We start from the raw sequence: 383 nt of genomic DNA, 5'->3' as shown, positions 1-383 counted from the left end.
CCACACATCCGAAAAGCGTTGCACGTCCGAGACGAATGCTGCATCAAATGCGGCGCACCCGCCAACCGCACCCAAGCCCACCACCTGACCCACTGGATCGACGGCGGCGACACCAGCCTCGACAACAGCTGCCTACTCTGCCCCGCCTGCCACACCGACATCCACCACAACGGCTGGGACGTGTTCCTCGGCACCGACCGCCACCCCTGGCTCATCCCACCCACCGCCGTCGACCCCACCCGCACACCACTCCCCGCCCACAACCGGCGGACCCTCAACCTCGACAACCTGTCTGCCGCTGCCTGAGCGTCACAGCAGTAGCCGCCCCACAGATCTCGATACGCCACCTCGCCCAGCGGCTCGGCGGCTACTCGATCAGCTAG

1 protein-coding gene is annotated in these 383 nt (G+C 66.8%); it reads left to right on the top strand.

Translation table 11 applies throughout. The annotated features are described in order from the left end of the window. Positions 1 to 306 (top strand): HNH endonuclease (locus OSB52_RS24705; RefSeq protein ID WP_266063973.1); only part of this gene is annotated, 306 nt, incomplete at its 5' end. Positions 307 to 383: the final 77 nt, after the last annotated feature.

The sequence above is a fragment of the Gordonia aquimaris genome (genome assembly GCF_026262595.1).
Taxonomy (GTDB): Bacteria; Actinomycetota; Actinomycetes; order Mycobacteriales; family Mycobacteriaceae; genus Gordonia; species Gordonia tangerina.
Note: the sequence above shows the minus strand (reverse complement) of the source record. Positions and strands in the feature narration are given on the sequence as shown.